The organism is Actinosynnema sp. NPDC023794 (genome assembly GCF_040639675.1).
Lineage (GTDB): Bacteria > Actinomycetota > Actinomycetes > Mycobacteriales > Pseudonocardiaceae > Actinosynnema > Actinosynnema luteola.
Genome location: NZ_JBFAFR010000002.1, coordinates 41596 through 66947 on the forward strand (window position 1 = coordinate 41596; position 25352 = coordinate 66947).

The 25352-nt window shown below is 70.8% G+C and carries 26 protein-coding genes; 16 read left to right on the forward strand and 10 right to left on the reverse strand.

Annotation, left to right across the window (positions count from 1 at the left end):
* Positions 1-84: 84 nt before the first annotated feature.
* Positions 85-390 carry a hypothetical protein gene (locus AB0H12_RS04660; protein ID WP_499620863.1) on the reverse strand — a complete coding sequence of 102 codons (306 nt, stop codon included), beginning with the start codon at positions 388-390 and terminating at the stop codon, positions 85-87.
* Positions 391-545: 155 nt separating this feature from the next.
* On the opposite strand from AB0H12_RS04660, the gene AB0H12_RS04665 reads away from it, so the two are divergent.
* Complete coding sequence (locus AB0H12_RS04665) at positions 546-2543, forward strand: methylmalonyl-CoA mutase family protein (protein ID WP_499620864.1); 1998 nt, start codon at positions 546-548, stop codon at positions 2541-2543.
* A gap of 34 nt (positions 2544-2577) precedes the next feature.
* On the opposite strand, the gene AB0H12_RS04670 is transcribed toward AB0H12_RS04665, so the two are convergent.
* Complete coding sequence (locus AB0H12_RS04670; RefSeq protein WP_499620866.1) at positions 2578-3381, reverse strand: hypothetical protein; 804 nt, start codon at positions 3379-3381, stop codon at positions 2578-2580.
* Positions 3382-3458: 77 nt separating this feature from the next.
* Between AB0H12_RS04670 and AB0H12_RS04675 the strand changes: the two genes are divergently transcribed.
* Positions 3459-4232, forward strand: coding sequence for an enoyl-CoA hydratase-related protein (locus tag AB0H12_RS04675; protein ID WP_499620868.1), 774 nt, complete (start codon positions 3459-3461; stop codon positions 4230-4232).
* On the opposite strand, the gene AB0H12_RS04680 is transcribed toward AB0H12_RS04675, so the two are convergent.
* Both AB0H12_RS04680 and AB0H12_RS04685 read right to left on the reverse strand, forming a co-directional pair.
* Positions 4229-4579, reverse strand: a complete 351-nt coding sequence (locus AB0H12_RS04680; RefSeq protein WP_499620870.1) for a DoxX family protein — start codon at positions 4577-4579, stop codon at positions 4229-4231. The two genes, AB0H12_RS04675 and AB0H12_RS04680, sit on opposite strands and share 4 nt — an antisense overlap.
* A gap of 165 nt (positions 4580-4744) precedes the next feature.
* Positions 4745-5281 carry an NUDIX domain-containing protein gene (locus AB0H12_RS04685; RefSeq protein WP_499620872.1) on the reverse strand — a complete coding sequence of 179 codons (537 nt, stop codon included), beginning with the start codon at positions 5279-5281 and terminating at the stop codon, positions 4745-4747.
* A 264-nt stretch (positions 5282-5545) separates the two neighbouring features.
* Between AB0H12_RS04685 and nucS the strand changes: the two genes are divergently transcribed.
* The 6 genes from nucS (at position 5546) to AB0H12_RS04715 (ending at position 12690) form a co-directional block, all read left to right on the forward strand.
* Positions 5546-6205, forward strand: a complete 660-nt coding sequence (gene nucS, locus AB0H12_RS04690; RefSeq protein ID WP_230572499.1) for an endonuclease NucS — start codon at positions 5546-5548, stop codon at positions 6203-6205.
* Positions 6206-7394: 1189 nt separating this feature from the next.
* Positions 7395-7733 carry a hypothetical protein gene (locus AB0H12_RS04695; RefSeq protein WP_499620873.1) on the forward strand — a complete coding sequence of 113 codons (339 nt, stop codon included), beginning with the start codon at positions 7395-7397 and terminating at the stop codon, positions 7731-7733.
* A 163-nt stretch (positions 7734-7896) separates the two neighbouring features.
* Positions 7897-9579, forward strand: coding sequence for a sodium:solute symporter family protein (locus AB0H12_RS04700; RefSeq protein WP_499620874.1), 1683 nt, complete (start codon positions 7897-7899; stop codon positions 9577-9579).
* Between the two features lie 11 nt (positions 9580-9590).
* A complete protein-coding gene (locus AB0H12_RS04705; protein WP_499620876.1) occupies positions 9591-9866 on the forward strand; it encodes a hypothetical protein in 276 nt (91 codons plus the stop codon).
* A 242-nt stretch (positions 9867-10108) separates the two neighbouring features.
* The gene (locus AB0H12_RS04710) at positions 10109-11107 is read left to right on the forward strand and encodes a DUF3558 domain-containing protein (RefSeq protein ID WP_499620877.1); all 999 of its coding nucleotides are present in this window, start codon (positions 10109-10111) and stop codon (positions 11105-11107) included.
* A 77-nt stretch (positions 11108-11184) separates the two neighbouring features.
* The gene (locus AB0H12_RS04715) at positions 11185-12690 is read left to right on the forward strand and encodes an aldehyde dehydrogenase family protein (protein ID WP_499620878.1); all 1506 of its coding nucleotides are present in this window, start codon (positions 11185-11187) and stop codon (positions 12688-12690) included.
* A gap of 337 nt (positions 12691-13027) precedes the next feature.
* Here the strand turns inward: AB0H12_RS04715 and AB0H12_RS04720 are convergent, their stop codons facing one another.
* Positions 13028-14032 (reverse strand): ABC transporter substrate-binding protein, encoded by a 1005-nt coding sequence (locus tag AB0H12_RS04720; protein WP_499620879.1) that lies wholly within the window; start codon positions 14030-14032, stop codon positions 13028-13030.
* Between the two features lie 131 nt (positions 14033-14163).
* Here AB0H12_RS04720 and dhaK point away from each other — a divergent pair, with 131 nt between their 5' ends.
* From dhaK to AB0H12_RS04745, 5 genes are all read left to right on the forward strand, one after another.
* Positions 14164-15165 carry a dihydroxyacetone kinase subunit DhaK gene (gene dhaK / locus AB0H12_RS04725; protein WP_499620881.1) on the forward strand — a complete coding sequence of 334 codons (1002 nt, stop codon included), beginning with the start codon at positions 14164-14166 and terminating at the stop codon, positions 15163-15165.
* Positions 15165-15791 carry a dihydroxyacetone kinase subunit DhaL gene (gene dhaL / locus AB0H12_RS04730; protein WP_499620882.1) on the forward strand — a complete coding sequence of 209 codons (627 nt, stop codon included), beginning with the start codon at positions 15165-15167 and terminating at the stop codon, positions 15789-15791. The genes dhaK and dhaL overlap by 1 nt, the downstream gene beginning before the upstream one ends.
* A complete protein-coding gene (dhaM, locus tag AB0H12_RS04735) occupies positions 15788-16453 on the forward strand; it encodes a dihydroxyacetone kinase phosphoryl donor subunit DhaM (RefSeq protein WP_499620884.1) in 666 nt (221 codons plus the stop codon). Before dhaL ends, dhaM begins: the two co-directional genes overlap by 4 nt.
* A gap of 135 nt (positions 16454-16588) precedes the next feature.
* Positions 16589-18367 (forward strand): 3-hydroxyacyl-CoA dehydrogenase family protein, encoded by a 1779-nt coding sequence (locus AB0H12_RS04740; protein ID WP_499620886.1) that lies wholly within the window; start codon positions 16589-16591, stop codon positions 18365-18367.
* Positions 18368-18426: 59 nt separating this feature from the next.
* A complete protein-coding gene (locus AB0H12_RS04745) occupies positions 18427-19008 on the forward strand; it encodes a DUF3558 family protein (RefSeq protein WP_499620888.1) in 582 nt (193 codons plus the stop codon).
* A 263-nt stretch (positions 19009-19271) separates the two neighbouring features.
* Here the strand turns inward: AB0H12_RS04745 and AB0H12_RS04750 are convergent, their stop codons facing one another.
* Together AB0H12_RS04750 and AB0H12_RS04755 are read right to left on the reverse strand one after the other, a co-directional pair.
* Positions 19272-19484 carry an FmdB family zinc ribbon protein gene (locus AB0H12_RS04750; protein WP_498775049.1) on the reverse strand — a complete coding sequence of 71 codons (213 nt, stop codon included), beginning with the start codon at positions 19482-19484 and terminating at the stop codon, positions 19272-19274.
* A gap of 5 nt (positions 19485-19489) precedes the next feature.
* Positions 19490-19867 (reverse strand): hypothetical protein, encoded by a 378-nt coding sequence (locus AB0H12_RS04755; protein ID WP_499620889.1) that lies wholly within the window; start codon positions 19865-19867, stop codon positions 19490-19492.
* Positions 19868-19958: 91 nt separating this feature from the next.
* Here AB0H12_RS04755 and AB0H12_RS04760 point away from each other — a divergent pair, with 91 nt between their 5' ends.
* The gene (locus AB0H12_RS04760; protein WP_499620890.1) at positions 19959-20252 is read left to right on the forward strand and encodes an Rv1322 family protein; all 294 of its coding nucleotides are present in this window, start codon (positions 19959-19961) and stop codon (positions 20250-20252) included.
* Between the two features lie 341 nt (positions 20253-20593).
* Positions 20594-21352, forward strand: coding sequence for an alpha/beta hydrolase (locus AB0H12_RS04765; RefSeq protein WP_499620892.1), 759 nt, complete (start codon positions 20594-20596; stop codon positions 21350-21352).
* On the opposite strand, the gene AB0H12_RS04770 is transcribed toward AB0H12_RS04765, so the two are convergent.
* On the reverse strand, positions 21328-21864 hold the full coding sequence (locus AB0H12_RS04770) for a GNAT family N-acetyltransferase (RefSeq protein ID WP_499620893.1): 537 nt from the start codon (positions 21862-21864) through the stop codon (positions 21328-21330). The two genes, AB0H12_RS04765 and AB0H12_RS04770, sit on opposite strands and share 25 nt — an antisense overlap.
* Before the next feature lie 37 nt (positions 21865-21901).
* On the opposite strand from AB0H12_RS04770, the gene AB0H12_RS04775 reads away from it, so the two are divergent.
* Entirely contained in the window at positions 21902-22612 is a 711-nt protein-coding gene (locus tag AB0H12_RS04775) for an alpha/beta fold hydrolase (protein ID WP_499620894.1), read from the forward strand.
* 82 nt (positions 22613-22694) lie between these two features.
* Here AB0H12_RS04775 and AB0H12_RS04780 read toward each other — a convergent pair whose 3' ends face one another.
* Positions 22695-23966: a chromosome segregation protein gene (locus AB0H12_RS04780; RefSeq protein WP_499621762.1), complete on the reverse strand. Its 1272-nt coding sequence runs from the start codon at positions 23964-23966 to the stop codon at positions 22695-22697.
* A gap of 69 nt (positions 23967-24035) precedes the next feature.
* The gene (gene ccrA, locus AB0H12_RS04785; protein ID WP_499620895.1) at positions 24036-25349 is read right to left on the reverse strand and encodes a crotonyl-CoA carboxylase/reductase; all 1314 of its coding nucleotides are present in this window, start codon (positions 25347-25349) and stop codon (positions 24036-24038) included.
* Positions 25350-25352: the final 3 nt, after the last annotated feature.

Genomic DNA, 25352 nt, shown 5'->3' on the forward strand with positions numbered 1-25352 from the left:
GGAGGAGATCTATCGGAGGTCTTCCGTACTAGTACGGGCTCGTCGATCCCCTCTTGCCCGGTCCTGGGGCCCGCTGTTCGGTGGTCACCCGTTCCCGTGCAGGAGGAGTTTCGCGTCGGGCACGTCCGCGGGGAACACCATCAGCCGGTGCAGGCCGCCGCGGCGCACGACGGTCACCTTGATGCGGGCCGTTCGCAAGCGCTGGGCCAGCACGTCCGCGGCCTCGGGCGTCGGCACGGCGGTGACCTCGGTCAGCAGGCCGAAGTCGTCGCCGGTGTAGTCGGGCACGGCGCGCCGGTCGATGCCGAACGCCCAGAACAGCACCAGGGCGAGCAGCCCGAACACGATCACCAGCAGCAGGAAGGTGGTGAGCGCGGTCACGTCGCACATCCTCCCGCAGCTTCGATTCAGTGAGCAACGGCACGCGCGGGCTGGGTTACTGGTCAGTACGCTACGGGGACAACGCGAGGTCGCGAGCGGCCGACTGCCGGGCGACCGAGTCGCCGCCTGCCGAGCAGCGGCAACACAACACCTAGGAGGTTGCCGTGCCGTACCCGGCCGACCGGGAGCGCGACCGTCCGTGGGTCATGCGGACGTACGCGGGTCACTCCAGCGCCACCGCCTCCAACGCGCTGTACCGCCGCAACCTCGCCAAGGGCCAGACGGGCCTGTCCGTGGCGTTCGACCTGCCCACGCAGACCGGCTACGACCCGGACGACGAGCTGGCCAAGGGCGAGGTCGGCAAGGTCGGCGTGCCCGTCGGCCACATCGGCGACATGCGGCAGCTGTTCGACGGCATCCCGATGGGCGAGGCGAACACGTCCATGACCATCAACGCGACGGCCATGTGGCTGCTCGCGCTGTACGTGAGCGTGGCCGAGGAGCACGGCGCCGACCGCGCCACCCTCGCGGGCACCACGCAGAACGACATCATCAAGGAGTACCTGTCCCGCGGCACGTACGTGTTCCCGCCCGGGCCGAGCCTGCGGCTGATCACCGACATGGTCGCGTGGACCGTGTCGAACGTGCCGAAGTGGAACCCGATCAACATCTGCTCCTACCACCTGCAGGAGGCGGGCGCGACGCCCGTGCAGGAGATCGCGTACTCGCTGTCCACCGCGATCGCGGTGCTGGACTCGGTGTTCGACTCGGGCCAGGTGCCCGAGGAACGGCGCGGCGAGGTCGTCGCCCGCATCTCCTTCTTCGTCAACGCGGGCGTGCGGTTCGTCGAGGAGATGTGCAAGATGCGGGCGTTCGTCCGGCTCTGGGACGAGATCACCCGCGACCGGTACGGCATCGCGGACCCCAAGCACCGCCGGTTCCGGTACGGGGTGCAGGTGAACTCGCTCGGGCTGACCGAGGCGCAGCCGGAGAACAACGTGCAGCGGATCGTGCTGGAGATGCTGGCCGTGACGCTGTCGCGGGACGCGCGGGCCCGCGCGATCCAGCTGCCCGCGTGGAACGAGGCGCTCGGCCTGCCCCGGCCGTGGGACCAGCAGTGGGCGCTGCGGATGCAGCAGGTGCTGGCCTACGAGACGGACCTGTTGGAGTACCAGGACATCTTCGAGGGCTCGCACGTCGTCGGGGCCAAGGTGGACGAGCTCGTCGAGGGCGCGCGGGCCGAGATCGACCGCGTGCAGGCGATGGGCGGCGCGGTCGCGGCGGTCGAGTCCGGGTACATGAAGTCGGCGCTGGTGTCGTCGTTGGCGGACCGGCGTCGGCGGGTGGAGTCCGGTGAGGACGTCGTCGTCGGCGTGAACAAGTTCGCCACCACCGAGCCGTCGCCGTTGCAGGCCGAGGGCGCGAACGCGATCGAGCAGATCGACCCGATCGTCGAGCAGCGCGCGGTCGAGGCGATCCGGGCGTGGCGGTCCTCTCGGGACGACGCGCTGGTGAAGTCCAGTTTGGACGACCTGCGGGCGGCGGCGAAGACGGACCGGAACCTGGTCGAGGTCACGATCGCGTGCGCGAAGGCAGGCGTGACGACGGGCGAGTGGTCGCAGGCGTTGCGCGAGACGTTCGGCGAGTACCGCGCGCCGACCGGGGTCTCGGCGGCGTCGGCGTCCGGTGAGGCGGGCGTGGAGATCGCGCGGGTGCGCGAACGCGTGCGGGCGACCGGCGAGGAGTTGGGCGAGCGGCTGCGGATCCTGGTCGGCAAGCCCGGCCTGGACGGTCACTCCAACGGCGCCGAGCAGGTCGCCGTGCGGGCCCGCGACGTCGGCCTCGAGGTCGTCTACCAGGGCATCCGGCTCACGCCCGCGCAGATCGTGGCCGCCGCCGTCCAGGAGGACGTGCACGTGGTCGGCCTGTCGGTCCTGTCCGGCTCGCACCTCGAGGTCGTGCCGGCGGTGGTCGACGGCCTGCGTGCGGCGGGCGCGGGTGACGTGCCGGTCGTCGTCGGGGGGATCGTCCCGCCCGACGACGCCGCCGCGCTGCGCGAACGCGGTGTGGCCCGGGTGTTCACGCCCAAGGACTACGAGCTGACCCAGATCATGGACGAGATCGTGACCGTCGTGCGCCAGGCGAACGGCCTGGAGACGTAGCACCCGCAGTGGACCGCCCGGCCGCTCGTCCCGGTCAGCGCGGCGTCACGGGGATGATGCCGTTGTCCTCCTCGAACACCAACAGGCGTGCGCCCAACGGCTTGCTCAGCGTCACCGGGTAGTACTGGAACCGGTAGATCGCGGTGTGCGCGCAGTCGCCGACCGGCCCGGTCTCGCGCACGCCGATCACCACGGACGTCTCGGTCTCGGTCACCACGGGCTCCCTGACCACGGGCTCGTCACCCGGGCACGGGGGGTAGGGTGCGCCCAGCTCCACCTCCAGGTGCACGCCGTCCGACGTCTTGGCGTCCTGAGCGCCGGGGATCTCCTCGCCCTGCTTCCAGAACGCGTCGGGCGTGAGCGCGGGCCACGCGTACACGCTGCCGAACGCCGACCGGAACAGCCACGCCGGCAGTTCCAGGTCGCCGCGGTCGGTCCTGAACGTCGCCCTGCCCAGCTCGGCGCTCACCAACTCCAGCGGCTCGCCCTCGCGGGCGCCCGCGGACATCCCGGCCAGCGCGTCGCGCACGCCGACCAGCGGGAACGTCGCCGGACCGTCGATCAGCACGACCTCCGCCGGCCCCGGCGTCGGCGGCTCGACGCCGGTGAACCGGTAGCCGTGGCCGTGGGCCAGCTTCTCCTCCTCGAGGCCCATCCACTCCACCTTCACCAGCTTCGGCGCGAACAGCACGATCGGCCGGGGGACGGCGTCGACCGGGAAGTCCACCACCCCGGCGGGAACGGGCGCGGTCGAGGTGGGCGGGTCGGACTCGAACGGCAGCGGCGCCGCTGCGTGGTCGACGCGGGCGCAGCCGGCCGCCAGCACACCGAGGATCACGACTAACAGGCGAAGTCTCATGCCAACGGGACGGAGGTCCACCGGCGGGCGGTTGCACGGCCGGTTACCGTCGGAACATGGCCGAATACCAGCACATCCGCGTCGACCGCACGGATGACGTCGTGCGGATCACCATGGACCGCGCCGCCCGGCGCAACTCGCTGTCCGCCGAGCACCTGGCGGAGCTGCTGACCGCGTTCCGCGAAGTCGCCGCGTCGGACGCGGTAGGGGTGGTGCTCGCGGGCGAGGGGCCGGTGTTCTCCGCCGGGCACGACTTCGCCGACGTGTCGGCCCGCGACCTGGAGGGCGTGCGCGAGCTGCTGACGCTGTGCACGGACCTGATGCGCACGATCGAGTCCGTGCCTCAGGTCGTGATCGCGCGCGTGCACGGCCTGGCCACGGCGGCCGGCTGCCAGCTGATGGCGTCGTGCGACCTCGCGGTGGCCGCCGAGGAGGCCGGGTTCGCCCTGCCCGGCGGCAAGGGTGGCTGGTTCTGCCACACCCCGGCGGTGCCGGTGGCCCGCGCGATCGGGCGCAAGCGCCTGATGGAGATGGCGTTGACCGGTGACGCGGTGGACGCGCGCACCGCCGAGCAGTGGGGCCTGGTGAACCGCGTCGTGCCGCTCGCCGAGCTGGACGACGCCGTGGACGAGCTGATGCGCCGGGCCACCCGCGGCAGCCGGGCCGCCAAGGCGTTGGGCAAGCAGACGATCTACGCCCAGCTCGACCGGCCCGAGGCCGACGCCTACGGCATCGCGGTGGAGGTGATGGCGGCGGCGTCGCAGACCCCGGCGGCCAAGGAGGGCATGGCGTCGTTCCTGGAGAAGCGCCCGGCCGTCTGGACCGGCTAACCGACCACCCCGAGCACGAGGGACCCGGCGGCGAGGGCGAGGGACGCGCCGGGAGCGGCGATGTTGTGCCACACCCGGTGCCGCACGTGGAGCCCGACCGCGCCCGCGAAGAACGCCACCAGCCCGATCGCCGCCGCCGTCCCGACGACGGGCGCCCCGAGCAGGCCGAGGAGCAGGCCGACCGCGCCCGCGGCCTTCAGCGCGCCCAGGGCGGGCACCCACGAGCCCGGCACGTGGACCTCGGCCGAGTTCGCCGGCACGAACCCCGCCCTCGCGAAGTCGGCGACGGCGACGGCGGCGTTGGCCAGGATCGCGAGGACGGTGACGACGACGTGTGCGGTGGACACGAAACCCTCCGGACGTGAGGTGAGCGGGCGGAGCGCCTACTCACCCGACGTGCGGGCGGCGTGGGAGGTGACCGGCCGCCCCACCCGCTCGCAGAACAACGTCGTCGGCCGGCGCCTCCGCGCACGCCTGCACCTCGGCGGAGGTCGACTCCGCGATCGCGGCGGTCACGGCTGCGCGTGCTCGTGCAGCAGGAGCAGCGTGTAGGCGGCGATCGACTGGGCGTCGGTGATGTCGCCCCGCGCGATCATCGCCTCGAACTCCGCGCGCGGGAACCACGCCGAGCGCATGTCCTGCTCCTCGTGCTCCCGCTCGTGGAAGCCCTCGCGCAGGTCGGTGGCCAGGAACACCCGGCCGCGCTGGCTGGACATGCCCGGCGCGACGTCCAGCATGCCGAGCTGCACCAGCTTGCCCGCCCGCAGCCCCGTCTCCTCCCGCAACTCGCGTTCGGCCAGCACCAGCGGGTCCTCGTCGGCGCGTTCGGGCGCGGTGCCCTGCGGGAACTCCCAGCGCCGCATGCCGATGGGGTAGCGGAACTGCTCGACCAGCCGCAGCCGCTCGCCGTCCATGGGGATCACCAGCGCGAAGTCGGGCTTGTCCACCACGCCGAAGATGCCGGTGGTCCCGTCCGCCCGCCCGATGGCGTCCTCCCGGACCACCATCCACTGGTTCGCGTACACCTCACGCGATCCGAGGGTTTCCACGATCACTCTCCCTGTGCCGAAGGCTCCGGGCCGCCGCGCGATCGGGCCACTGCCGATCGACGCCGCCCGCACGCGAAGTACACCACCGGGCGGCCGACCGGACTCCGACCACCTCCGCGTGCGGCCGGGGCGCCGCCTCGGCGTGTGCGCTCTCGTCGGTGATCAGGGTCGACGGGCTCGGCGCGCGGCGCGGTCGCCGCGGTGACACGTCGGCCGACGGCACCTGCCGGTGGGCCGAGGGCCGCACCCCGTAGCCTGTCGGCCGTGCGCCTCGTCATCGCTCGCTGCCAGGTCGACTACGTCGGACGTCTCACCGCCCATCTGCCGATGGCGCAGAGGCTGCTGCTGATCAAGGCGGACGGCTCGGTGTCGATCCACTCCGACGACCGCGCGTACAAGCCGCTGAACTGGATGAGCCCGCCGTGCTGGCTGATCGAGGACCCGGACATGTGGGTCGTGCAGAACAAGGCGGGCGAGAAGCTGATCATCACGTTGGCCGAGGTGCTGCACGACTCCAAGCACGAGCTCGGCCCGGAACCCGGCCTGGTCAAGGACGGCGTCGAAGCGGACCTGCAGAAGCTGCTGGCCGAGCACGTCACCACGCTCGGCGACGGCTGGACCCTGGTGCGGCGCGAGTTCCCGACCCCGATCGGGCCGGTGGACCTGATGTGCCGCGACGCGTCCGGCGCCTCGGTGGCCGTGGAGATCAAGCGCCGCGGCGAGATCGACGGCGTCGAACAGCTGACCCGCTACCTGGAACTGCTCAACCGCGACCCGCTGCTGGCGCCGGTGCGGGGCGTGTTCGCCGCGCAGCAGATCAAGCCGCAGGCGCGGACCCTCGCCGAGGACCGCGGCATCCGCTGCGTCGTGCTCGACTACGACGCGCTGCGCGGCATCGAGTCGGACGAGTTCCGCCTGTTCTGATCGCTCGAGTTGACCTTTCGTCGCTCTTGCTTACCCTGGTCGACGCATTCCCGGTGCGAAGTCCCGCGACTGTTGTCACTGCACGGCACAGCGGTACGCCTTGATCTCGGGAGCCACCAACGTCACGTGGCTGAGGCACGGGGGACGGTCAGCGCGGCGTGCCGTTCGCCGTCTTCCCGATCTCGGTCTCGGTCACGCAGGTGATGGTTCCGTCTCGACGAGAGGTTGAGCGTTGACCAGGCCGCCAGTCGATCCGCATCCATGCGAGCACTGCGGGTCGGAAACCCGAAATCCGCGCTTCTGCAGCAACTCCTGCCACCTCAAGGGGACTCAGGAGCTTCGTTCGGCGCGCTTGCTCAACCGCGCCCGCCTTGTCCTCAGTGTGGCAGTGGTCGAGTCATGCGAGGTGCGAAAACCTGTAGTCGGGCCTGCTCGGACGCGATGCGTCGACGTGAGCCCGATCCGTGTCGCCGCTGCGGGTCGCAAGAGCGGTTCGGGCGCCGCAGGAGAGGTCCTTACTGCTCATGGCAGTGTTTCAACGAGGATCGTTACGAACGGACCGGTTCATTCGCCACGTGGCTCGCGAAGTGGACATCCGGATTGATCTCCGGCACTGCCCTTCCTGCGTGGTCAGCGGTGCGAGGAGTGCGGGTGGAACCAGGTGAACCCGGTCAGCGGCCGAGTCCCGTTGCACGTCGATCACACCACCGGGGACCGGAGCCGGAACAAACCGGACGAGGTGCGTCTCCTCTGTCCCAACTGCCACTCTTTGACCCCCAACTACCAGCACCTCAACAACCCCGGCGTCGCGCCGGTACGGTCACGGCCGAGCCGGAGGTACCGGGACACGTGGCTGAGGTCCGCGCCGGAGGGCGCCGTGCGGCGGTCGTGGTCGGCAGCCGTTCGGCGGTCTGACCGTTCGGGCGAATCGCGCCGCCGGTCCGCACGCGGGTCGGCCGCGCCCGTTCGCGCTGGGTCCGCGGAGCCGGCGGCGCGCCCGTTCTCGCCGCAGTTTGCGGGGTCGGCGGTAAGCCGTTCGGGCGCGTGGCAGGCCGGATTTCGCGATATACGCTGACTTCCCCCTCAACGGGCTTGGAGGCGCGTGGTGCGAAGATCGCGAAGACGAAGATCCGGTTCACCCCTGGTCCTGTCGGTTCTCCTGTCGGCCCTCCCGGCGGTGGCGGGCTGCGTGTCGCAGACGCCCGCGTTGTCGCCGCCCGTCGTCGCGGTGGTGAGCTCACCCGCCGCACCTTCTCCAGCCGCGCACCTCGCGGCACACCCACTCTCCGGCCACGCGGGCGGCGAAGTCCTGCTCAGCGGCCAGGGTTATCCGGCACACGGTCGAGTGGTGTTCACCTTCCACGGCCACCGGATCGGCGACACCACCGCGGACGCGGTCGGCCGGTTCGTCGAAGTGCCGGTGCGCGTGCCCGACTCGTTCGGCGATTCCGCGCCCGGCACGCCGTTCACCATCGGCGCCACCTCCGGACCCGTCTACGCCGAGACGCCGTTCGTGCTGACCCGCTGACGCGGCGGCGTGCTCACCTGAGGTTTAGCCCCGGGTAGTTCAAACCGGCGGAGCGCGTCGAGGTGCACTACCGTCGGCTTGATCGGCTGTGCGGTAGTGCCTGGTCACGCGTGGTGGCGCGCGATCGTGTTCGGGGTTGTTCGGAGCAGGGAGGTGGGCTGAGGTGCCCGTACTGGCCCAGGTGGACCTCAGGCTGGACGCCGGTCCGTTGGACTACACCTTGCTGGCGGTGTACTTCGTGTTCGTCCTCGGCATCGGCTTCCTGGCCCGCAGATCGGTCTCGTCCAGCCTGGACTTCCTGCTCTCCGGCCGCTCGTTGCCCGCGTGGGTGACGGGACTGGCGTTCATCTCCGCCAACCTCGGCGCGATCGAGCTGCTCGGCATGGCGGCCAACGGCGCGCAGTACGGCATGGCGACGGTGCACTACTACTGGATCGGCGCGATCCCGGCCATGGTGTTCCTCGGCCTGGTGATGATGCCGTTCTACTACGGCTCGAAGGTGCGCAGCGTCCCGGAGTTCCTGCGCCGCCGCTTCGGCAAGGGCGCGCACCTGGTCAACGCGATCAGCTTCGCCGTCGCCCAGGTGCTGATCGCGGGCGTGAACCTGTACGCCCTGGCGTTCCTGCTGAACCTGATGCTCGGCTGGCCGATCCCGCTGTCGGTGGTCATCGCCGCGGCGATCGTCCTGACCTACACCGCGCTGGGCGGCCTGTCCGCGGCGATCTACAACGAGGTGTTGCAGTTCTTCGTGATCGTGGCCGCGCTGCTGCCGCTGACGATCGTCGGCCTGCACAAGGTCGGCGGGTGGGACGGGCTGGTCGAGAAGGTCACCGGCGGTCCGGGCGGCACCGAGCAGCTGTCGGCGTGGCCCGCGACCGAGCTGACCGGCATCCAGAACCCGGTGCTCAGCGTGATCGGCATCGTGTTCGGCCTCGGCTTCGTGCTGTCGTTCGGGTACTGGACGACGAACTTCGCCGAGGTGCAGCGCGCGTTGTCGGCGAAGAGCATGTCGGCCGCGCGGCGCACGCCGATCATCGGCGCTTACCCGAAGATGCTGATCCCGTTCGTGATCATCATCCCGGGCATCATCGCCGCGCTGGTGGTGCCGGAGATGGCCGCGCTCAAGGCCGGTGAGGAGAGCGGCGTCGTCTACAACAACGCGCTGCCCGCGTTGATCGGCGAGCTGCTGCCCAACGGCATGCTGGGCATCGCGATCACGGGTCTGCTGGCGTCGTTCATGGCGGGTGTGGCGGCGAACGTGTCGTCGTTCAACACGGTGTTCACGTACGACCTGTGGCAGGACTACGTGAAGAAGGACCGCCCGGACGAGTACTACCTGCGGATCGGGCGGCTGGCCACGATCGGCGGCACGGTGGTCGCCATCGGGACCGCGTTCCTCGCCGCCGGCTACGGCAACATCATGGACTACATCCAGGCGCTGTTCTCGTTCTTCAACGCGCCGCTGTTCGCCACGTTCATCCTGGCCATGTTCTGGAAGCGGATGTCGGCGGCGGCGGGTTGGGCCGGCCTGGTCGCGGGCACGCTCGGCGCGGTGGCGGTGTTCGTGCTCGCCGAGACCGGCGTGCTGGACCTGCCGGGGCAGGGCGCGAGCTTCGTCGGCGCGGGCGTGGCGTTCGCGGTGGACATCGTGGTCAGCGTGGTGGTGACCACGTTCACCCGGCCGGTGCCGGAGGAGCGGCTGGTCGGGCTGGTCTACAGCCTCACGCCGAGGGAGGACCGCAGGCACTCCACCACGGGCGAGGACGCCGGGTGGTACCGGTCGCCGCTGCTGCTCGGCATCGGCGTGCTGGTGCTGACCGCCGTGCTCAACATCATCTTCGGCTGAGGGAGGTCGTCGTGGCGCACAAGGCCGGTCTGTTCGACCTGCGACTGGTGATCGCGGTGCTGTTCGCCGTCTACGGCGTGGTGCTGCTGGTGGTCGGGCTCGGCTTCACCGACGAGGCCGACCTGGCCAAGGCCGATGGGCTCAACATCAACCTGTGGACCGGCGTGGGCATGATCGCGCTGGCGGCGGTGTTCGCCGCCTGGGCGACCTGGCGGCCGGTCGTCGTGCCCGACAAGCCCGACGTGTCGGACCTGGCGTCCGGGCCGCCGCCGGGGTCGGAGGGGTGAAGCCCCGGTCAGCGCTTCGGGTAGACCGGGTTGAACGCCTCGACCGTCCAGGTGTCGAGCCAGCGGACGGCGCGGCGGATGCCGGGTCGGATTCGGTCGCGCATGCGGTGGTCCTCTCGGTCCGGTTCATCGGGGTCACCTGGTTCAGCGCGTCGACCTTCTGAATCGTTCCCGAGGGCGGTAGTGAGGACGGACACAGGGTTCGTGCCACGAATGGAGCACTCGGTCGCTACCGTGCACCCGTGCCCCGTCTCGTCGCCGTGTTGAGCTTGATCCTGCTGCTGGCCGGCTGTGCCGGGGCGGATCTGGCCAAGCAGAAGTTCCCGCGCACCACGATCCCGGCCGACGCCGAGAACGTCTCGGACCCGGGCGGGTCGAGCCAGAAGTCGCCGCCGCCCGCGAACGGCCAGCCGGTCGACCCGGCCTTCGCCGCGGACAAGCTGCGGCTGACCGACCCGTGCGAGCTGCTCGACGAGGACGTGCTGAAGCGGTTCGGCACGCCCGGCGACCGGTCGCGCAGCGGGTTCAGCCGGTGCTCGAACTTCATGAAGGACAAGGGTGGCAAGGACCTGGCCGTCACCGTCGAGGTCGGCCAGACCATGACCAGCGAGCTGAAGAACGCCGACAAGCAGCTCGCCGGCCTGCGCAGCTACGAGCAGGTGCTGGAGAACAGCGCGTGCTTCGTCTCGGTGATCACGCAGGAGGAGCCGGGGCTGGGTCTGACGGTGCAGATCGGGTACGAGGACGGCGACGCCTGCGCGCCGGGGCGTGAGATGGCCGAGGCGGTGGTCAAGCAGATCAAGGAGCGCTCGGCGACCCGGACGCCCGCCAAGGGCTCGCTGATCACGCTCGACCCGTGCGCCGTGCCGGACAAGGCGGCGGTCGACGCGGCGGCGGGCGCCGATTACCGTGTGTACCCGTACGGGCTGCACAACTGCGCCTGGGTCGGCGACGATCGCGAGCTGACGCTGGCGTTCCGCGAGACCTACATCCCCGACGACCGCTCGTTCGACGACAAGCAGACCGAGGTCGACCTGGGTGGCGGCGTGGTCGGCTACCAGGTGTCGAACAGCACGGCGTTCCCGTCGTGCGAGGTCAAGTGGGTGCAGCTGGCCGGCTCGGACAACGAGGGCGAGATCGTCCAGGTCAAGTCGGCCGCGCCGAAGGCGACCGAGTTCGACCGCTGCGCGGCGGCCGTGACGTTCGCCAAGTCGATCCTCGGCAAGATCCCGAAGGGCTGAACGGGGGCTGACATCACCCCCCGTTACCCGTTACTGTCGAGTAACCCCCGTGTTCGTGTTCGTGCTAGGAGGGTCCGATGACGCAGACCGTTCCCACCACTCCGGCGCGGGCCGACGACGGGCAGCGGAGGTTCGCCTCGCTCGACCCCCGCACGGGTGAGGTCGTCGCCCACCACGTGGTGAAGTCGGAGGACGACGTCCGGGAGGCCGTGCGGGTGGCTCGGGACGCGGCGGCGTTCTGGGCGGAGCTCGGGTTCGACGGCAGGCGGGCGCGGTTGGACGCGTGGCGCAAGCTGCTGCTCAAGCGGTTGGACGAGTTCCAGGTGCTGATCAGCGCCGAGACCGGCAAGTCCGCCGACGACGCGCGGGCCGAGCTGGCGCTGGTGATCGACCACCTGCACTGGGCGGCGAAGCACGCGCCCAAGGTGCTGGGCAAGCGCAAGGTCGCGCCCGGGATGTTGATGTACAACCACGCGGCGACGTTGGAGTACCGGCCGTTGGGCGTGGTCGGCGTGATCGGGCCGTGGAACTACCCGGCGTTCACGCCGATGGGGTCCATCGCGTACGCGTTGGCGGCGGGGAACGCGGTGGTGTTCAAGCCGTCGGAGTTCACGCCGGGGGTCGGGGTGTTCCTGGCGTCGACGTTCGGCGAGGTGGTGCCGGAGTTCCCGGTGCTGCAGGTGGTGACGGGGTTCGGTGAGACCGGCGCGGCGTTGTGCACCTCCGGGGTGGACAAGCTGGCGTTCACCGGGTCGACGGCGACGGGCAAGAAGGTGATGGCGGCGTGCGCGGCGTCGTTGACGCCGGTGTTGGTGGAGTGCGGCGGCAAGGATCCGCTGATCGTGGCCGAGGACGCCGACGTCCGGGCGGCGGCGGACGGCGCGGTGTGGGGCGGGATCTTCAACTCCGGGCAGACGTGCGCCGGGGTCGAGCGGGTCTACGTGGCCGACGCGGTGTACGACGAGTTCATCGGGTTGGTGGTGGAGAAGGCGAAGAAGTTGCGGCCCGGTGGTGAGGCTGACGCGCACTTCGGGCCGATCACCATGCCCAAGCAGGTCGACGTGATCCAGTCGCACGTGGCCGATGCGTTGGAGCGGGGCGGGCGGGCGGTGGTCGGCGGGTTGGAGTCGATCCGGCCGCCGTACGTCGAGCCGGTGGTGCTGGTGGACGTGCCCGATGACTCGACCGCGGTGACCGAGGAGACGTTCGGGCCGACGTTGGTGGTGACGAGGGTGGCCGATGCGGACGAGGCGGTTCGGCGGGCCAACTCGCTGGCCTTCGGGCTCGGTGCGTCGGTGTACTCGCGGAACCGGGGCGAGGAGTTGGCGGACAAGCTGCGGTGCGGGATGGTGTCGATCAACTCGGTGCTGGCGTACGCGTCGGTGCCCGGGTTGCCGTTCGGCGGGGTGGGCGATTCGGGGTTCGGGCGGATTCACGGGGACGACGGGCTGCGGGAGTTCGCCTATGCCCACTCGGTGACGCGGAAGCGGTTCGGGGCCCTGCTGAACCCGATGACGTACGACCGCGGGTCTCGCACGATCCGGCACGTGGTGCGGCTGGTCCGCGTCCTCTACGGCCGCTGACCGCGCGTGTCGAACGCTCAGGTCGCGAGAGTCGAACGCTCAGGTCGCGCGTGTCGAACGTTCAGGTCGTGAGAGTCCTACGTTCGGAATGCCCGAGTTGAACGCTCGGGGGTCAAGTCCGGTTCGATGTGACATGGGCCCCTAACGGGCATCCCAGGCAGCCAAAGCCGGGCAGGCTTGGCGGGGGAAGAGCGTCCGCCAAGCCTGCCCGGCCTCGACCAGCCCATGGCACCCGAACCCGTGTCAAATCGGGCCTCGGTGGGTGTGCGGCGGGTCTGTTGTCGGTGGGGTGACTGTGTGGGGGTGGTTGCGGGTTTGGGCGCTGGGTGGATCTCGATCAGGGTGAGAGGGTTCGTTCGAGGTCGGTGAGGACTTCTTCGGCGGCGAGGACGCCCAGGCCCAGGAACCAGGTTTCGTCGGGGACGGGCTTGGCGTGGTCGGATTCGACGGCGGTCAGGGTTTGCCACAGGGGGCCGCCGAGGACTTGGGCTTGGGCGGTCTTGGCCTGGTCGCCGTAGGTGCCGATGAGGATCCAGTCGGCGTCCGCTTGGGCGATTTGTTCGGTGCTGACCTCGACGGCCAGGTCGTCCACCTGGCTGGCTTGGGGTTGGGGGATGCCCGCGTCGATCAGGATCGTGCCGATGAAGCTCTTCTTGGCGTAGAGCCTGATCTTGCCCGGCATGAAGCGGAGCATGGTGACGGTGGGGCGCTTGCCCGCCTTGGACTCGATGGTCTCGCCGACCCGCTTGGCGTGGGTCTCGTAGTCGCTGATGAGCTTCTCGGCCTCGGTGGAGCGGTCGAGGGCGGCGGCGTTCAGGCGGAAGTTCTCCTTCCACGTGTAGCCGGGGCGGGCGGCGAAGACGGTCGGTGCGATTTCCGAGAGCTTCGGGTACTGCTGCTCGGCGCGCAGTTGCGAGCCGATGATGAGGTCGGGCTGGAGCTTGGCGATCGTCTCCAGGTTGAGGCTGGTGATGCCGCCGACGTCCTCCGGGTTGCCCGCCTTGTCGCCGATGTAGCCGGGCATGGTGGGCGCGCCGTCCGGGTAGGCGACGCCCACCGGCTTGATGCCCAGGGCGACGACGTTGTCCAGCTCGCCGCCGTCGAGGACGACGACGCGTTCCGGGCGCTTCTCGATCACGGTCTCGCCCATGGCGTGCTTGATGGTGCGGGGGAACTGGCCGGGCTGGGCGTCGGTCCCGAAGCCGGCGCTCTTCTCGCCCGCCTTGCCGAACTCCGAACCGCCCTGGGCCACCGCGGGTCTGTCCGCCGGCGTCTCGGTCTGGCCGCACGCGGCGAGGGTGAGGGCGGCTGCCAGCAGCGCCGCGATCCTGGTGTTCGACACTCCGAGGTTCCTCCGCTACTCCAGGTCACTGACCTGCTGTTCTTAGGGTTGCCTCACCGTAGCTTCCGCTTTCCGGGCCGCTCGCGGTGGAGTAGTAATGGGGTGATCAGCGTCGATCGGGAGGTCCACCCGTGAAGAAGATCATCAACGATCCGGCGACCGTGGTGGTCGACGCGTTGCGCGGCATGGCGCTCGCGCACGCCGACTTGCTGGAGGTCCAGTACGACCCGGCGGTGGTGTTGCGGGCGGACGCGCCGGTGTCGCGGAAGGTGGCCGTCATCTCGGGCGGGGGTTCCGGGCACGAGCCGTTGCACGGCGGGTTCGTCGGGCGGGGGATGCTCGACGCGGCCTGTCCCGGCGCGGTGTTCACGTCGCCCACACCCGATCAGGTGGCGGCGGCCGTGGCGCGGACCGACGGTGGCGCGGGCGCGTTGTTGATCGTGAAGAACTACACGGGTGACGTGCTCAACTTCGAGACCGCCGGCGAGCTGGCGGCGGCTGACGGCGTGGACGTGCGGACGGTTGTCATCGACGACGACGTCGCGGTGAAGGACTCGCTGTACACGGCCGGGCGGCGTGGTGTCGGTGGGACGGTCTTGCTGGAGAAGATCGTCGGGGCCGCGGCGGAACGAGGGGTCGACCTGGACGGCTGCGAGGCGTTGGCGCGGCGGGTCGTCGGGCAGGTGCGGTCGATGGGGTTGGCGTTGACGGCCTGCACGGTGCCGCACGCGGGGGAGCCGTCGTTCACGCTGGCCGACGACGAGATGGAGCTGGGGATCGGGATCCACGGTGAGCCGGGGCGCAGGCGGGTCGCGGTGGGGTCGGCGGACGAGATGGTGAGGGCCCTGCTCGATCCGGTGCTGGAGGACCTGCCGTTCGCCGAGGGCGACCGGGTCCTGTTGTTCACGAACTCGATGGGCGGGACGCCGTTGATCGAGCTGTACTTGGCGCACGGGATCGCGGAGCGGTTGTTGGCGGAGCGGGGCGTCGTCGTGGAGCGGCGGTTGGTCGGGCCGTACATCACCAGTCTGGAGATGCAGGGGATGAGCTTGACGGTGTTGAAGCTGGACGACGAGATGATCGAGTTGTGGGACGCGCCCGTGCACACCCCGGCGCTGCGGTGGGGCGTCTGATGGACTGCACGGCGGAGTCTGTCGCGGAGGCGATGCGGGCGGTGGCGGCGGTCGTGGTCGAGCACCGCGAGGAATTGATCCGGTTGGACCGCGAGATCGGCGACGGCGACCACGGCGAGAACATGGCCCGGGGGTTCAGGGCGTTGGAGTCCAAACTGGACGAGGTGCCGTCGTCGCCCGGCGGGGTGCTGAGGTTGGCGGCCACGACGTTGATCTCGACGGTGGGCGGTGCCGCGGGGCCGTTGTACGGGACGGCGTTCCTGCGTGCGGCGACGTCGGTGGGCGATGTCGCTTCGGTGGACGGTGCGGCGGTGGCGGCGGCGTTGCGGGCGGCGTTGGAGGGGGTGGTGGCGCGGGGGAAGGCGGCGTTGGGCGACAAGACGATGGTGGACGCGCTGACACCCGCGGTGGCCGCCGCGGAGTCGGTGGCGGCGACCGGCGGCGGAGTGGCGGAGGTGTTGGGGGCGGCTGCCGACGCGGCTGAGCTGGGCGCCGATTCGACGGTGCCGATGGTGGCGCGGAAGGGCCGTGCGTCGTACCTGGGTGAGCGCAGTGCCGGGCACCTGGACCCGGGCGCGCGGTCGACGGCGTTGTTGTTGCGGACGTTGGCGGGGAGGGCGCGGTGATCGGGCTCGTCGTGGTGTCGCACAGCCGGCAGTTGGCCGCGGGTGTGGCCGAGTTGGCCGGGCAGATGGCCCCGAGGGTGGCGATCGTGCCGTCCGGTGGTGACGGGGCGGGTGGCCTGGGCACGGACTACGTGGCCGTCGGCGAGGCCATCGCGCAGGCCGATTCCGGGTCTGGAGTGGTGGTCCTGTTCGATCTCGGCAGCGCGAAGATGGTGGCCGACATGGCCGCTGAGGAGGCGGAAGGGTCCGTCGTCGTGGTGGACGCGCCGTTGGTCGAGGGTGCGGTGGCGGCGGCGGTTCGGGCGCAGGGCGGGGCCGGGTTGGCGGAGGTGGCCGCGGCGGCGTCGACTGCCGGGACCGTCTCGGCGGCGTCGGTGGCGTCGGTCGCGGAGGGGGATGTCGTGCGGGCGGGCGTGGAGCTGACGAACTCGGTGGGGTTGCACGCGCGGCCGGCGGCGTTGGTGGTGCGGGCGTTGGACTCGTTGGACGCGTCGGTGGTGGTGCGGTTCGGGGAGGAGTCGGCGGACGCCAAGAGCGTGCTGGCGTTGATGGGGTTGGGCGCGCCGGGCGGCGCCCGGGTGGAGGTGGTGGCTTCGGGCGCCGACGCGGCGGAAGCCGTGCGGAGGGTGGAGGAACTCGCCGCGCGGCGGTTCGACGAATGAGCTGGTGAGAGGCGCCTGGACCGATTACTTGCTCGATACGGATGGTGAAGCTCACGCGAACGATGCGTGACGGCCGTGGGATAGTCGCGGACAAGTTACCGTTCGGTAGCCACTCCGGCGAGTGGGAGGTCAACAGTGACGCGCCAGTTCAACACGGTCGGTGTCGTCGGTCTCGGCACGATGGGCGCCGGTATCGCCGAAGTCCTCGCCCGGACCGGCATCACCGTGGTGGCGGTCGACGTGGACGAGGCGGGCCTGGCTCGCGGTCGCGGCCACCTGGACCACTCGACGGACCGCGCGGTGGCGGGCGGCAAGTTGTCGTCGGACGAGCGTGACGCGACGTTGGCCCGCATCTCCTACGCCACGTCGTTGGACGCGCTGGCCGGTGTCGACCTGGTGATCGAAGCGGTGCCGGAGCGGATGGAGCTCAAGGCCGCCGTGTTCGAGGAGCTGGACCGGATCTGCGGCCCGGACGTCGTGCTCGCGTCGAACACCTCGTCGCTGTCGATCACCGAGATCGGTGTCCACACCGGACGGCCGGGCAAGGTGGTCGGCCTGCACTTCTTCAACCCCGCGCCCGTGTTGAAGCTGGTCGAGGTGATCCGCACGGTCGTCACCGAGCCGGACGTGGTGACCGACGTGGTCGCGTTCGCCGAAGGGCTGGGCAAGTCGCCTGTCGTCATCGGGGACCGGGCGGGGTTCATCGCCAACGCGCTGCTGTTCGGGTACCTCAACCACGCGGTGCGGATGTACGAATCCCGTTACGCGACAAGGGAAGACCTCGACGCGGCCATGCGGTACGGGTGCGGCTACCCCATGGGTCCGCTGGCCGTGCTCGACCTCATCGGGCTGGACACGGCGTACGAGATCCTGGACACGATGTACCACCAGTCGCGCAACCGGCTGCACGCGCCGGCGCCGCTGTTGAAGCAGATGATCACGGCGGGGTTGCTGGGGCGCAAGAGCGGGCGCGGCTTCTACACCTACGACGGGCCGGACTCGCCGGTCGTCGTGCCGGACGTCCTCACGCCGGTCGCTTCGGCGGAGGGTGAGGCCACGCGTGAGGTGCAGCGGGTCGGTGTGATCGGCACCGGGACGATGGCCACGGGGATCGTCGAGGTGTTCGCCAAGCGCGGGTACGACGTGGTGCTGCGGGCGCGTTCGGAGGAGAAGGCCGACGCGGCGGTGGGCAAGGTGCGCAAGTCGTTGGAGAAGGCGGTCTCGCGGGGCAGGTTGTCGGCGGGGGACCGGGACGCCGCGCTGGCCCGGGTGACGCCCGTCGTCGACTTCGCGGGCCTGGCCGACTGCGACCTGGTGGTCGAGGCGGTGGCCGAGGAGCTGGCGATCAAGAAGGCGGTGTTCGAGGCGCTGGACGAGGTGTGCAAGCCGGGTGCGGTGCTGGCGACCACGACGTCCTCGCTGCCGGTGATCGAGTGCGCCGCGGCCACCGACCGGCCCGGTGACGTCGTCGGGCTGCACTTCTTCAACCCGGCGCAGGTGATGAAGCTGGTGGAGGTCGTGGAGACGATCTCGACGTCGGCCGATGTCGTGGCCACGGCGCGCCGCGTGTGCCTCGACCTGGGCAAGGTGCCGGTGCACTGCGGGGACCGCGCCGGGTTCATCGTGAACGCGCTGCTGTTCCCGTACCTGAACGACGCGGTGAAGATGCTGGAGGCGCACTACGCGGTGGCCGACGACATCGACAACGCGATGAAGGTCGGCTGCTCGTTGCCGATGGGGCCGTTCGAGCTGCTGGACGTGGTCGGGCTGGACGTGTCGCTGGCCATCGAGCGGAGCCTGTACCTGGAGTTCCGCGAGGCCGGGTTCGCCCCCGCGCCGCTGTTGGAGCACCTGGTGAAGGCCGGGCGGCTGGGGCGCAAGACGGGCAAGGGTTTCCGCGACTACGTGTCCTGAGGGGCACGTTGTGCGGGCTGATGGCGTGTCGGGTTTCGGCGTTTGGCATCGTGGTCACCATGCGGCGTGTGGTGATCTCGCTCCTGGTGGCGGCGTTCGGTCTGACGAGCGCCTGCGCGTACACGGTCAACGGCACCCCGGTGGCGGAGCAGGTGCTCGACGTCGACCCGCCGTTCACGTCGGCCCCGCGCACGCCGACGGGGTCCGCGGACCCGTCCGGTGAGCCGAGCGGGGACGTCGGCGACATCTGCGCGTTGATCGGGTGGAAGGACCTGCCCTACGAGGTGCCGGACAAGGACGCCGAGCCGACGGAGACCGGTTACGACTCGGAGTTCGACCAGTCGTGCAAGTGGCAGACGTCGGTGGGTTCGCTGGACGTGGGCGTGACCTTGCGGTTCCGCGAGGGGCGGTCGATCACGTTGGAGCAGAACAACGGCGAGTTCGACCTGGGTGACCGGAAGGTGACCTACTTCGACCGGACGACGGACACGTCCGTGCAGCCGTCGTGCGTGCTGGTGATGGACTACGCCGGTGGCGGGCTCGGGATCATCGTGATCGACGGGTCGGCCCGGTTCGGCGCGATCTGCGACCAGGGCAAGAAGGTGGCCGAGGTGCTGCTGGAGAAGGAACCGACCGTCTGAGTCACGTTCGGCCCGTTGCGGCGTTCCGGCTTGCTCCGGTGACCACCGGTTCGCTTGGCGCGGGTGGGGGTAGGACCGGTCGAGGCGCGGCGCAGGTCGAGCGGGTTCGGCACGCGTTCGACCGGGCTCGGGTCGGGTGGCGCGTTCGACCGTCCGCACCTTGGCGTGCGGCTTGGCCTGGACCTGGGCTTGATCCCGCACCTGGACCGGGCCTGGACCTGGGCTGGAGCCGGCCCAGGCCGCTGGCCGTGGGGTCGGCCGGGTCAGCTGCAGCAGCCGCCGCCGCAGCACCCGCCCCCACCACCGGCACCGCCGGCGGGCGCGTTGGCCTTGCCGCCCAGACCGGCCATGGAGAGCAGCTTCACGGTGTCGTCGTGGCCGTTCGGGCACGGCGCGGGCGCGGAGGCCTCGTCCATCGAGCGCTTCACGTCGAAGGTCGAGCCGCACGCCTTGCAACGGAATTCGTAGGTTGGCACGTCGCTCATTCTCCCTGGCGCGGCGGTGCGAGCACCAGCAAGGGCACCCCAACTGCTGACACCGCGGCGAGCAGGGTCAACAGCGGCAGGCCGTGCACCCAACCCAGGCCGGCGGCGGCCAGGTGGGTGCCGGCGAACGTCGCCACCCACATCCGCGAGCTGGACCGCAACCACACCGGCGCCAACGCCGACAGTGCCGTGACCAGCATCAACATCGTCGCACCCAGCAGGACGCCCTGCCGGAGCCCGCGCGGCTGGCCGACCGGCACGTCCCCCTCGTGCAGGACCTGTCGTCCCTCGTCACCGGCGACGACGTCCGGCAGGGAGGGCTCGAAGAGCAGCCCACGCACTACCGGCACGAGGGTCACGGCCACTTCGGTCATCAGAAGAAGGGTTAATACGACCCGTTGCCACTTGCTCACCCAGTGGACCGTAGGCGATCACCCAGGGCGAGCCCGGATACCCTCGCTTCTCGTGCCACGTCGTAACCGCCAGCAACGCCCTGACGAGCCCTCACCCATCGGTGGGCACGGTTGGGCGCGCGCCGAGAGCGCCTCGGACGGCGAGTGGCTGGTGCGCACCGTCTCCGGCAGCGCCACAACCAAGACCTACCGCTGCCCAGGTTGTGACCACGAGATCCGCCCGGGCACCCCGCACATCGTCGCCTGGCCCGCCGGCGACTACGGCTCGGTAGAAGACCGCCGCCACTGGCACCAGGGCTGCTGGGCCTCCCGCCGCCGCCGAGGCCCCACCACCCGCCGCTGGTAACGCTCTGTATTGACGGGCGGGGCGAGCTGATCGACGGCGGGACCGCCGAATGGGATCGCGAACGGCCGGATGGACGGGAACCGGCGGGATGGCCAGTTGGACGGGTGGACGGCCGGGTGGGCCGGCTGGCCGGCTGACTCGCGCCACAATCCCGACGCCACAACCCCCGCATCGCACAGCCCGGCCGAGCCCAGCCGCGCGGGCTTAACGCAGCCGCGCCGATCCTGCCCGGCCAAGCCCTCGCCCAGGCCAGCTACGCCCGGTCCCACTGGGCCGGTCGCCGCCAGTCAGGCGATGGGTGAGGAGGCGGTGCGCGGGGTGGTTGGTGGCACGATGTCGCTGTGGGTGGTGACGTTCCGATCAGGGCCAACACCGTGCTCCCGGCACGCCGGGAAGCGGTGAGGTTGTGGACGTCGGACGGGCTCGCGTTGGTTGGCGAGTTGGCGTTGCCGGTCGACCGGGAGCCGTTGGCCACCGTGGTGTTGTTGCACCCGTTGCCGACGCGCGGCGGGATGATGGACTCCCACCTCTACCGCAAGGCGGCGTGGCGGTTGCCCGCGCTGGCCGGCCTCGCGGTGCTGAGGTTCAACACGCGGGGCACGACCAGCGCGGCCGGGTGCAGTGAGGGCGCGTTCGACCACGCCGTGGGCGAGCGGCTGGATGTGGCTGCCGCCCTGGCGTTCGCGGTCGAGCGCGGGTTGCCCTCGGTGTGGCTGGTCGGCTGGTCGTTCGGCACCGACCTCGCACTCATGCACGGGTGTGTGCCGGTGGTCGAGGGCGCCGTGTTGATCTCACCTCCTCTGCGGTGGAGCCAGGCCGAGCACTTGCGGACGTGGACGCGTGCGGGCAAGCCGGTCGTGTGCCTGGTGCCCGAGTTCGACACCTACCTGCCACCAGCCGAGGCCAAGCGGCGGTTCGGCGCGGAGCTCCCGACCGCGGACGTCATCGACTTCCCCGGCGCCAAGCACCTCATGGTCGGGTACACCGAAGAGGTGCTGGACGCGATCGTGTCCGCGGCCGTACCCGAGGTGCCCACGCCGTTGCCGCGCACCTGGTCCGGCCCTCACGAGCAGCATCAGACGGCCATCGCGACCTCCTGACGCCGCCAGACCAGCACCGGACCCTCGGCGGTCCGGCTGTCGCCCACGTGCGCGAAGCCCAGCTTCTCCGCGACGCGCTGGGAGGGCGTGTTGCCGGGGTCGGTGATGATCGTGATCGGACGGTCCGGTCGCGCCCGGCCCGCCCAGTCGATGGCCGCGCGCGCCATCTCCGGTGCGTAGCCGCGCCCCCAGTGCCGGGGGCGGAACCGGTAGAACAGGTTCAACGTCCGCTCGCCGTCCAGCTCGTGGTGCCGCAGGCCGCCGAAGCCGATGACCTCGCCGGTCTCCTGCAGCTCCACCGCCCAGTACCCGATGCCGTCGTGCGCCCAGTGGAGCTGCCACTCGGCCAGCATCTTCGCCGCCTGCTCCGCCGACGGTGGCCCCGACGGGTTGAAGCGGTTCGTCGCCGGATCCGACAGCACCGCGATCGCCGCGCGCACGTCAGCGGGGCCGACGCGTCTGAGCACGAGGCGGTCGGTGCGCAGCTCGTCCGGTTCGGGCGTGGAGGTCATGCGACGAAGCTAGCTCCGGGGTCCGACAATTCCGGGTATGGAATCCGCTCCGCTCGTCCTCCTGCACGCCTTCCCGTTCGACTCACGGATGTGGGACGGGGTGCGTCACCTGCTGAAACCGATCACGCCGGACCAGCGCGGCGGCGATCGTTCACCCGATCTGGTGGCTGTTGCGGACGACGTGCTGCGGTTGCTCGACGACCGTGGGATCGAGCGGGCGGTGCTCGGCGGGTGCTCCATGGGCGGGTACGTGGCGATGGCCGTGCTGCGGCGCGACCCGTCCCGGGTGGCCGGGCTCGTGCTGGCCGACACGCGCGCCGGCGCCGACACGGAGGAGGGGCGGGCGAACCGGCTGACGATGGCCGCACGGGTCGAGGCGGAGGGTCTCGGCTGGGTGCCGGACACGGTCGTGAGCGGGCTCCTCGGACCGGCGCCGGACGACGCCGTGGTGGCGAGGGTGCGTGAGTTGATCCTCGACCAGGACCCGGCGGAGGTGGTGTGGGCGCAGCGGGCGATGGCCGCGCGGCCGGATTCGGCCGGGGTGCTGGCGGAGGTGGACGTGCCGGCGTTGGTGCTGGTGGGGGAGCACGACGCGCTCACGCCGCCCGCGTTGGCCCGCGAGCTGGCCGGGGTGCTCCGGAAGGGCGAGTACGCCGAGCTGCCGGGCGTCGGCCACCTCACGCCCCTGGAGGCGCCGGACGCGTTCGCCGCCGCCGTTCTGGACTGGCGACGGCGCGTCGGTGTGTGACGGCGCGTCCTGAGCGTTGAATTCAGGGGTCCTGAACGTAGGACACACACGTCCTGGACGTAGGACTCGCGCGGGGTGGGGGTTAGCGCTTGCTGGCTTGGGCCTTCGGGTTCGGGCGCGCGATCTTTTGGGTCGGGCCGTCGGGAGCGGGGGCCGGGGTGGCGTCGGAGGTGGCCTCGGTGGGGGTGGAGGCCGACTTCGGTGAGGACGGTGGCTTGGCGGCGGTGGCGCCGGCGGTGGGTGCGCCAGTGGGAGGTGCGCCGGCGGAGGGAGTGGAGCCGGTGGAGGGAGTGGAGTCGGCGGAGGTGGAAGGTGCGCTGGTGGCGGGCGCGGGGGCGGTGGGTTGCTGCGGGCGCTCCTCCTCCAGCGGGTCCAGGAGGGGGGTCACGTCGTGCAGGGCCGAGCTCACGGCGTGCAGCTGCTGGGACAGCCGGTTGCGGAGCTGGCGGAGGGCGTCCACCTTCTGACTCGCCTGGGTGACGCGGCGGTTCGCTTCCTCCGTCGCCTCGCGCACCCGGCGGTTCGCCTCGTCGGTCGCCTCCTGCACGCGGGCCGTGGCCTCGCTGACGGAGTCGTGCCGCCGCCGGTTGGCCTCCTCGGTCGCCTCGCGCACCAAGCGCTGCGCCTCGGCGTTCGACGCGGCCTGCTCCTGCGCGATCTGGGCACGCACGCGCGCGGCTTCCTCCGCCGCCTCGCGCAACCGCCGCTCGGCCTCGCCCTTCGACGCTGCCTCCTGCTCGGCCAGCGTCTTCATCGACTCGACCCGCCGGGCCGCCATCGCGATCTCGAAGTCCTCCTCGACCGTGGTCCGGCGCTGGAGCGACTCCTCGTCCAACCGGGCGGCCTCGGCGCGGGCCTCGCCGACCACCCGGTCGGCCTCGGCGCGCGCCGTCTCCAGCACGCCCCGGTGCTCGGCCTCCATGTCGGCGCGCCGCTGGTCCAGCTCGGCGATCAGCTTCTCGTACCGGGTGCGCAGCACCCCCGCGTCGGCCTCGGCCTTGGCGCGGATGTGCCCGCCCTCGGCCTCGGCCCGCGCCTTGATCTCGTTCGCCTCGTCCTGCGCGAGGCGCAGCATCCGCTGCAACCGCTCGCTCAGGCCCTCCAACGTGGTCGGCGGCAGCGACAGCCGCTCCACCTGACCGCGCAGCTCGGCGATCTCCGACCGGGCCGCCTCGAGCTGGCGGGCCAGGTCGTTGGTCTGCGAGACCGCCGCGTCCCGGTCGGCCGCGAGCAGGCGCAGGTCGGAGTCGAGGCGTTCCAGGTGGTCCTCGACCTGGGCGCGGTCGTACCCGCGCTTGACGATGTCGAAGCCGGATCCCAGGGGGACGAGGTCACGGTCGTCGGCGAGGCCCATGTCGCTCACGCTACCCGCTCCCGATGTGCGGCGGTCACCCGAGCGCCGCACATCGGGGGTGATTTCGCTTTAGACGCCCCGGAAACGGTTGATCGCGTCCAGGTGGGCGGCCCGCAGCTCGTGGTCGCGCACGCCCAGGCCCTCCTCCGGCGCCAGCGTCAGCACGCCGACCTTGCCCTGGTGGGCGTTGCGGTGCACGTCGTGCGCGGCCTGCCCGGTCTCCTCCATGGAGTACACCTTGGACAGTGTCGGGTGGATCTTCCCCTTGGCGACCAACCGGTTGGCCTCCCAGGCCTCGCGGTAGTTCGCGAAGTGCGAGCCGACGATCCGCTTGAGGTGCATCCACAGGTACCGGTTGTCGTACTGGTGCATGTACCCGCTGGTGGACGCGCACGTCACGATCGTGCCGCCCTTGCGCGTCACGTAGACCGACGCGCCGAACGTCTCCCGGCCGGGGTGCTCGAACACGATGTCCGGGTCGTCGCCGCCGGTCAGCTCGCGGATCTTCGCGCCGAGCCGCTTCCACTCGCCGACGTCCTGCTCGTGCTCGTCCTTCCAGAACCTGTAGCCCTCGGCGCTGCGGTCGATGATCAGCTCCGCGCCCATGCGCCGGCAGATCTCGGCCTTCTCCGGCGACGACACCACGCACACGGGGGTGGCGCCGCCGTTGAGCGCGAACTGGGTCGCGTAGGAGCCGAGGCCGCCGGACGCGCCCCAGATCAGCACGGTGTCGCCTTGCTTCATGTTCGCGCCGTTGGTGGACACGAGCTGCCGGTACGCGGTGGAGTTCACCAGGCCGGGTGACGCCGCCTCCTCCCACGTCAGGTGGGCGGGCATCGGCATCAGCTGGTTGGCCTTGACCAGCGCGATCTCGGCGAGGCCGCCGTAGTTGGTCTCGAAGCCCCAGATGCGCTGCTCGGGGTCGAGCATGGTGTCGCTGTGCCCGTCGTGGTGCTCCAGCTGCACGTCGAGGCAGTGCGCGACGACCCGGTCGCCCGGCTTCCACGCGTTCACGCCCGGTCCCGTGCGCAGCACCACGCCCGCGAGGTCGGAGCCGACCACGTGGAACGGCTGGTCGTGCCTGCCGCCGTACTTCTTCAGGAACGCGAACGTGGACAGCGGCTCGAAGATCGAGGTCCACACGGTGTTGTAGTTGATGGCGCTCGCCATCACGGCCACCAGCGCCTCGCCGGGGCCGAGCTCCGGGGTGGCGACCTCGTCGACGTGCAGCGACTTGCGCGGGTCCTTGTCCTTGGTGGCCAAGCCGTCGAACATCTTGACCTCGTCGGCGTGCACCGTCACGCCCCGGTAGCTCTCCGGTACGTCCAGTGATCCGATCGCGTCCAGTTCGTCCGCGAGGATCGCGTCGAGGATCTTCTGCACGGC

What these genes read in the sequence shown, in the direction of transcription:
- AB0H12_RS04660 (WP_499620863.1), bottom strand. Translation starts at nt 390, where the DNA reads ATGTGCGACGTGACCGCGCTCACCACCTTCCTGCTGCTGGTGATCGTG.
- AB0H12_RS04675 (WP_499620868.1), top strand. Translation starts at nt 3,459, where the DNA reads ATGGCCGAATACCAGCACATCCGCGTCGACCGCACGGATGACGTCGTG.
- AB0H12_RS04715 (WP_499620878.1), top strand. Translation starts at nt 11,185, where the DNA reads ATGACGCAGACCGTTCCCACCACTCCGGCGCGGGCCGACGACGGGCAG.
- dhaL (WP_499620882.1), top strand. Translation starts at nt 15,165, where the DNA reads ATGGACTGCACGGCGGAGTCTGTCGCGGAGGCGATGCGGGCGGTGGCG.
- AB0H12_RS04745 (WP_499620888.1), top strand. Translation starts at nt 18,427, where the DNA reads ATGCGGCGTGTGGTGATCTCGCTCCTGGTGGCGGCGTTCGGTCTGACG.
- AB0H12_RS04755 (WP_499620889.1), bottom strand. Translation starts at nt 19,867, where the DNA reads ATGACCGAAGTGGCCGTGACCCTCGTGCCGGTAGTGCGTGGGCTGCTC.
- AB0H12_RS04770 (WP_499620893.1), bottom strand. Translation starts at nt 21,864, where the DNA reads ATGACCTCCACGCCCGAACCGGACGAGCTGCGCACCGACCGCCTCGTG.
- AB0H12_RS04775 (WP_499620894.1), top strand. Translation starts at nt 21,902, where the DNA reads ATGGAATCCGCTCCGCTCGTCCTCCTGCACGCCTTCCCGTTCGACTCA.
- AB0H12_RS04780 (WP_499621762.1), bottom strand. Translation starts at nt 23,966, where the DNA reads ATGGGCCTCGCCGACGACCGTGACCTCGTCCCCCTGGGATCCGGCTTC.